This is a genomic window from Flintibacter hominis (genome assembly GCF_014287965.1).
Taxonomy (GTDB): domain Bacteria; phylum Bacillota; class Clostridia; order Oscillospirales; family Oscillospiraceae; genus Lawsonibacter; species Lawsonibacter aceti.
In genome coordinates, this window is record NZ_JACOPO010000006.1 from 174376 (window position 1) to 181351 (window position 6976).

9 protein-coding genes and 1 pseudogene are annotated in these 6976 nt (G+C 55.3%); all 10 read left to right on the forward strand.

What is annotated here, in order from left to right:
* The first annotated feature begins 21 nt into the window (after positions 1–21).
* The 10 genes and pseudogenes from H8S11_RS10480 to H8S11_RS10525 all read left to right on the forward strand — a co-directional run bounded on the left by H8S11_RS10480 (position 22) and on the right by H8S11_RS10525 (position 6893).
* Positions 22–315, forward strand: a complete 294-nt coding sequence (locus H8S11_RS10480) for a DUF3847 domain-containing protein (RefSeq protein WP_021631985.1) — start codon at positions 22–24, stop codon at positions 313–315.
* Complete coding sequence (gene mobQ, locus H8S11_RS10485; protein WP_186853104.1) at positions 316–1782, forward strand: MobQ family relaxase; 1467 nt, start codon at positions 316–318, stop codon at positions 1780–1782.
* Positions 1779–2198: a cysteine-rich VLP domain-containing protein gene (locus tag H8S11_RS10490; RefSeq protein WP_186853105.1), complete on the forward strand. Its 420-nt coding sequence runs from the start codon at positions 1779–1781 to the stop codon at positions 2196–2198. Before mobQ ends, H8S11_RS10490 begins: the two co-directional genes overlap by 4 nt.
* A gap of 66 nt (positions 2199–2264) precedes the next feature.
* Entirely contained in the window at positions 2265–2549 is a 285-nt protein-coding gene (locus H8S11_RS13975) for a transposon-encoded TnpW family protein (RefSeq protein ID WP_021631988.1), read from the forward strand.
* 35 nt (positions 2550–2584) lie between these two features.
* Positions 2585–3934 (forward strand): annotated as a pseudogene (locus tag H8S11_RS10500) (VirD4-like conjugal transfer protein, CD1115 family); the annotation flags it as partial.
* Between the two features lie 2 nt (positions 3935–3936).
* Complete coding sequence (locus H8S11_RS10505) at positions 3937–4158, forward strand: Maff2 family mobile element protein (protein WP_087374121.1); 222 nt, start codon at positions 3937–3939, stop codon at positions 4156–4158.
* Between the two features lie 67 nt (positions 4159–4225).
* Positions 4226–5092: a VirB6/TrbL-like conjugal transfer protein, CD1112 family gene (locus H8S11_RS10510; RefSeq protein ID WP_243201025.1), complete on the forward strand. Its 867-nt coding sequence runs from the start codon at positions 4226–4228 to the stop codon at positions 5090–5092.
* 65 nt (positions 5093–5157) lie between these two features.
* Positions 5158–5508: a hypothetical protein gene (locus H8S11_RS10515; protein WP_186853106.1), complete on the forward strand. Its 351-nt coding sequence runs from the start codon at positions 5158–5160 to the stop codon at positions 5506–5508.
* 52 nt (positions 5509–5560) lie between these two features.
* The gene (locus tag H8S11_RS10520; RefSeq protein WP_186853107.1) at positions 5561–5947 is read left to right on the forward strand and encodes a PrgI family protein; all 387 of its coding nucleotides are present in this window, start codon (positions 5561–5563) and stop codon (positions 5945–5947) included.
* Complete coding sequence (locus H8S11_RS10525) at positions 5913–6893, forward strand: hypothetical protein (RefSeq protein ID WP_243201026.1); 981 nt, start codon at positions 5913–5915, stop codon at positions 6891–6893. Before H8S11_RS10520 ends, H8S11_RS10525 begins: the two co-directional genes overlap by 35 nt.
* Positions 6894–6976 lie beyond the last annotated feature (83 nt).

Genomic DNA, 6976 nt, shown 5'->3' on the forward strand with positions numbered 1-6976 from the left:
CCAAGAAGGAGGTCAAACACGATGGACAAGTCACGCGAAGAATTAGAGAAAGAGTATGCTGAGGCCACCGCTAAGTTGGAGCAGTACCAGCACAGAGGCCAGCGGTATGAGAACCGCATCCGCTACTACACCCAAGGCGAAAGGAAGAAGCGAAACCACCGACTTATCACCCGTGGCGGAGCGGTGGAGAGTATCGCCCCGGAGGTGCGCGGCATGAGCGAAAGGGCCTTTTTTCTTTTGATGGAAAAGGTCTTTTCCCTGCCGGAAGTTGCCGCCCTGGTGAGCCAAGCCACTGACCAGCAGGAAAGCGGATAATTGGCCCTGTTCCATCTCCACGTTACCCAGGTCAAACGGAGCGCGGGACAGTCTGTTGTCACGTCCGCCGCCTACCGAGCCGGGGAGAAATTGTATAGCGAATACTATGGCGAGGTCAGCGACTACACCCACAAGGGCGGCGTGGTCTGCACAGACATTCTCCTGCCGCCCCAGGCCCCCAACCAGTACCAAGACCGCGCCACCCTCTGGAACGCCGTGGAGAAGGCCGAGCGCGGCAAGAAAGCCCAGCTTGCATATAGCTTTGACATTGCCTTGCAGAACGAGTTTTCATTGGAGGAAAACATCGCTCTTGCAAGGCAATTTGTTTCGGAGCAGCTTGTGGGCCGGGGCATGATTGCCGACTTTGCCATCCACCAGCCGGACAAGGAGGACGGCGGTATTCCTAACCCGCACTTTCATGTTCTCTGCCCCATCCGGCCCATTGAGCCAGACGGCAAATGGGGGTGCAAGCAGCGTCGCCGCTACCGTCTGGACGAGGATGGGAACCGCATCATGGGTGAGGACGGCAAACCCCTCTTTGACGCTGTTCCTACCACCGACTGGGGAAGCCCGGAAACGCTGGAACAATGGCGGAAGGCGTGGGCCGCTATGGTCAATGCCAAGTTTGAGGAAAAGGGCCTGACCTGCCGTGTCGATCACCGCTCCTATGAGCGTCAGGGCCTTGACCTGCTGCCTACCATCCATGAGGGCGTAGCCGTCCGCCAGATGGAGGCCAAGGGCATCACCACCGACAAGGGCGATCTGAACCGCTGGATAAAAAAGGCCAACAACATTCTGCGGGATATTCGGAAGAAAATCGCCGGCCTGACAGATTGGATAAAGGCCATAAAAGAAGAATTGAGCCAGCCCCAAGCCCCGACCCTTGTTGCCCTGCTGACCGACTACTATGAGGGCCGGAACACCGGAGCATGGAGCCGCAACGCCAGGATTGGGAACCTCAAAGATTTTGCCGAGGCCGTCAATTTTCTGACCGAGAAAGGCATTGTCACTCTGGAAAATTTGGAGGCCCATATTGCCGCCCAGGGTGAGCGGGCGGAGGCCGTCAATACGTCCATGAAAGCCAAGTCCGCCCGTATGAACGAGTTGAAGGAACTGCTTCGCCTCGCCGCCCTCTACCGGGACACCAAGCCCATCTATGACGAGTGGAAGGGTATCAAGTGGAAGGGCAAGCGGGAAAAATTCGAGAGGGCGCATGAGGGCGAGTTGCGGACGTTCCACATGGCCCGCCGCAAACTGGACAAGCACCGTTCCCCTGCTGGTAAAATCCCCGTTCATGCGTGGGAACAGGAACAGGCGAGGCTTCAACAGGAGTACAAGTCCGAGTATGAGCAGTACAAGCCCATCCAGGACGATTTACGGCGGCTACAACAGGTAAAGCGCAACGCCGATGCTGCCATACACCAGCAGGAGCAAACCCAGCAGAAGCGCCGGGAGGTGGAGCGGTGAGCGACATTCCCCGACTAACCTACCAGCAGTACCGGGCCGTCCGGCGGCTGGTGCATGACTGCTGCAATTATGACGGCGGCAATTGCCTTGCTCTTGATAACGGCTGGGAACCTTGTATCTGTGTCCAGAGTATCAGCTATTCCCTGGTCTGCAAATGGTTCCGCACCGCCGTCCTGCCAACAGACAAGGGGCTGTGTGCCGCATTGCTCCACCGAGGACGGGCGCGGCCCTGTGCCGAGTGCGGGACGATGTTCGTGCCGCGCTCCAATCGGGGCAAATACTGTGACGAGTGCGCCGCCAATGTGCGCCGGAGAAAGAAAGCTGCCAGCGAACGGGAACGCCGCAGGCGTGGACATCTAGAGGCTGAAAAGCCTTGCAATCAGGGGGCTTGCGGACAGCCCTCAAAGGGGGACTGATACATTCCCCTTCCCCCGCTCCAACGTGGGCGGCAAAATGGCGCTCACGTGGATTAACTTTGATGAATGATGAAAGGAGAGCCTATGACCTACGACCCCAGCATGACGATCACCAGCACCATCCCCGCCCCGGAGGGGAGCGACAGCACCAGCAGAGAGGGCAAGGCCATCCCCCTGCCCGTGATGGCGGGCGGCAACGCTTCACCCGCCCCGGACGTACCGCCACCCGATATGGTAAAGACCGTTGGCGGTACGACCTTTGATATTTATTTCCATTTCAGCCAGACCAGCCGGGAAACCTTTACCGACAAGGTACTGCGCCTTATTCAATCCGATGTTGTAACCTCATAAAAATAATTTACTTTTTTCTCTATCCTTATTGACAAAACCCGAAAGGACAGCTTTTGTCCGAGGTGGGAACCATGCTGCGCCGGGGTGCTCCCAAGCTGGACGAGAACGGAAAAACCATGCGGGACGCTCGCGGGAAGGTCATCTATGAGCCGTACTGCATCAAGGTTCTCAACACCATCAACTTCAAAAAGAGCATGAAATACAACCCCTTCGCCTACATCAGGTCGGAGAAAGACATCCTCAAACTGGTCAATGTCATCATCGCCAACACCAAAGGCGACGGAGAAAAATCCTCCGAGGATTTTTGGGTCAAGGCCGAGCGGCTTTTGTACTGCGCCCTGATCGGGTACATCTGGTATGAGGCGGAGCCGGAGGAAAAGAACTTCCTCACGCTGCTGGAGCTCATCAACGCATCGGAGGCCAGAGAGGACGACGAGGAATTTCAAAGCCCCGTTGACCTGCTGTTTGCCAAGCTGGAGAAGGAGCATCCGGACCACTTCGCCGTGAAGCAGTACCGCAAATTCAAACTGGCCGCCGGCAAGACCCTGAAATCCATCCTGATTAGCTGCGGCGCCCGCCTTGCTCCCTTCGATATTGCGGAGCTACGGGAAATCATGTCCGACGACGAACTGGAGCTGGATACCCTGGGCGACCGGAAAACGGCGCTGTTTCTCATTATGAGCGACACGGACACCACTTTCAACTTCGTCATTGCCATGCTGCAAAGCCAGCTATTCAATCTCCTTTGTGACAAGGCCGACGACGTGTACGGCGGCAGGCTGCCCGTCCATGTGCGGTGCCTCCTGGACGAGTTTGCCAACATCGGGCAGATACCCAACTTCGACAAGCTGATTGCCACCATCCGGAGCCGGGAAATCTCGGCTTCTATTATTTTGCAGTCCCAAAGCCAGTTAAAGACCATCTACAAGGACGCCGCAGATACCATTGTGGGCAACTGCGACACCACCTTGTTTTTGGGAGGCAAAGAGAAATCCACCCTGAAAGAAATCTCGGAGCTGCTGGGCAAGGAGACCATCGACAGCTTCAATCAATCCGAAAACCGGGGCAGCCAGGTTTCCCACGGCCTCAACTATCAGAAATTAGGAAAGGAGCTGATGACTCAGGACGAGATCGCGGTGATGGACGGAGGCAAGTGTATCTTGCAGCTTCGAGGGGTGCGGCCGTTTTTCAGCGACAAGTTTGATATAACGAAGCATCCCCGCTACAAGTACCTTGCCGACGCCGACAAGAAAAACACCTTTGACATTGAACGGTACATGAAACGCAGGCCGGCCATTGTGAAGCCGGACGAGCCTTTCGATCTGTACGAATTGAGAGCGACCGATCTTCAACCAAACAATTCAACTGAACGAAAGGAAATGTGAATATGAGCTTTTTTACCAATGCTATCGACGTTTTGCAGACTCTGGTCATCGCCCTGGGCGGCGGCCTGTGCGTATGGGGCGGCATCAACCTTCTGGAAGGTTATGGCCAGGACAACCCTGCCTCCAAAAGCCAGGGCATCAAGCAGCTCATGGCGGGCGGCGGCGTTGCCCTCATCGGCATCACCCTGATCCCCCTGCTGTCCGGTCTGCTGTCCACCACCTGATGTTGCTCCAAACCCGGCGGGGGCTTTCGCTTTGCAGCGGGAGCCCCCGCAAAGGAGGTGATCTCCCTTGATATTGGATATGATCCAGGAGTGGTTCAAGGAACTGCTCATTGACGGTATCATTTCAAACCTGACCGGAATGTTTGATACCCTGAACACAAAGGTGGGCGAGATTGCCGGGGAGGTCGGCATGACGCCCGCCGCCTGGAACAGCAGCATCTTCAACATGATCCGCAATCTCTCGGAGACGGTGATCGTCCCCATCGCGGGCATTATCCTCACCTTCGTCATGTGCTACGAACTGATCCAGCTCATCATTGAGAAGAACAACCTCCACGACTTCGACACCTGGATTTTCTTCAAGTGGATTTTCAAAACTTTTTGCGCGGTGCTAATCGTCACCAACACCTGGAACATCGTCATGGCGGTGTTTGATGTGGCGCAGAATGTGGTCAGCCAGTCGGCTGGGGTCCTTATCTCAGACGCGGGCATTGACATTTCCGGCGTGGTGGGCGATCTGGAGACCCAGCTTGCCGACTGGAGCGTGGGCGCCCTGCTGGGGCTGTGGTTCCAGAGCGTGTTCGTGGGGCTGTGTACGCAGATTCTTTCCATCTGCATCTTCCTGGTGATCTACGGCAGAATGATCGAGGTGTATTTGGTCACCTCAATAGGCCCCATCCCCCTTGCCACGATGGTCAACCGGGAGTGGGGCTCCACGGGGCAGAACTACCTTCGCTCCCTGCTGGCCCTGGGCTTCCAGGCCTTCCTCATTATGATCTGCGTGGGCATTTATGCGGTGCTGGTGGAGGGCACCTCCACATCTGGCGACAACATATCCGCGGCCATCTGGGGCTGCATGGGCTATACGGTTCTGCTGTGCTACACCCTGTTCAAGACTGGCAGCCTTGCAAAATCCCTGTTCGGCGCGCATTAAAAGCTTGACTGACAAAATTAAAAAGCATAGACTAACAATATACAACTTTAAAGGAGTGATTTGTCTTGATTTCCTTTGATCCTTCAGAATTTGTTTGCAAATCTTTGGAATACAAACTTCAGAATCTTCAGCCAATTCATTTCGCCCTTTTGAATCGTATCTATGAACACGCCAAGACACATGGGTGTATTACACCTAACAATACATTTAGCAAAAATCTAACTCAGTGTTATCTCGCAACTGAGCTTCTAGAGAATTTGAACATCCCTAATTTTGATAGCAGATACTTTCAAATGTGCATCAATGATTTAGAAACAGCAGGGCTAATAATTAATGTATGTGCTAATCCCTGCAAAGAATGGGCTTTTGCACTTACTGAACTCGGACTACAAGCAATTATTACGAAAGATAAGTGAAATCCTTTTAGGACACCGGTCAGGTGTCCTTTTTTAATTATAGGAGTGACCTATGGCTTATGTAACGATCCCGAAGGACCTGAGCCGGATACAGAGCAAGGTCCTGTTCGGGCTGACCAAACGACAGGTGATCTGTTTCGGAGCGGCGGCGCTGGTAGGCGTGCCGCTTTTCTTTTTGGCCAAGGCGAGCCTGGGAACCACCACGGCGGCGCTGTGCATGATCCTGGTGATGCTGCCCTTTTTCCTGTTCGCCATGTACGAGAAGAACGGGCAGCCGCTGGAAGTGTTTCTGGGCCATCTGATCCAGAACAAGTTCATCCGGCCGAAGGTACGCATCTACCAGACCAACAATCTCTATTCCGCCCTGGTGCGGCAATCCCAACTGGAACAGGAGGTGAAGCGGATTGCGAGAAAAGGCAGAAAGAGCGGCAAAGCGTAAGCTCACTCGTGCCGAGCGCAAGCAGATCGAGGCGGTGATCCGGCAGGCTAAAGGCGACGGAAAAGCCCATACGGTGCAGGACAGTATTCCGTTTCAGAATATGTTCCCCGACGGCCTGTGCAGGCTGGAGGGCGGGACCTTCTCCAAGACCATCGCCTTTGAGGATGTGAATTACCGTCTGGCAGGGCCGGAGGACCAGCGGAGCATCTTTGAAAGCCTCTGCGACTTCTATAACGGCTATGACCCCTCCATCGGCGTCCAGGTCTCTTTGGACAGCCGGAGTGGAGGCAGCGCCGCCGATGAAATGTTCGGTATCGCCCGGCAGGGCAACGATCTGGACCCCATCCGGGACGAGGCGGTGGACATCCTGCGGATGCAGTACAAACGGGGCAACAACGGCTATGTGAAAACCAAGTATGTGACCCTGACCATCGAGGCGGAGAACCTTCCCGCAGCCCGGGCGAGGTTTGCCCGCATTGAGACCGACACCCTCAACCGCTTCAAGGTCATGGGGGCGGCGGCTCATGTGCTGGACGGAAAGGAGCGGCTGGAGCTGCTTTACAACATCCTCCACCCGGAGGGCGGGCAGTTTCCCTTTGAATGGGACTGGCTCCCGGCCAGCGGCCTTTCGGTGAAGGACTTCATTTCTCCGTCCTCCTTCCACTTCGGGGAGACCCGCACCTTCCGCATCGGCAAGCGGTACGGGGCGGTGTCCTTCCTGCAAATTCTGGCGCCGGAGATGCATGACCGCATCCTCACCGACTTCATGGAGGCGGACGGGAATATCATGGTGACCATGCACATCCGGGGCATCAACCAGAACGAGGCCATCAAGATGGTCAAGCGGAAGATCACCGACCTGGACGCCATGAAGATACAGGAGCAGAAGCGGGCGGTGCGCAGCGGCTATGATATGGGTGCGACACGTTCCTTGATAACTGCATAAGCAGGAAACAAGGCATATACAAAACTTTTGTATAGAGAACTGATATTCCAAAGAGTGGAATGAGGGGGTAACGTCCCGAAACG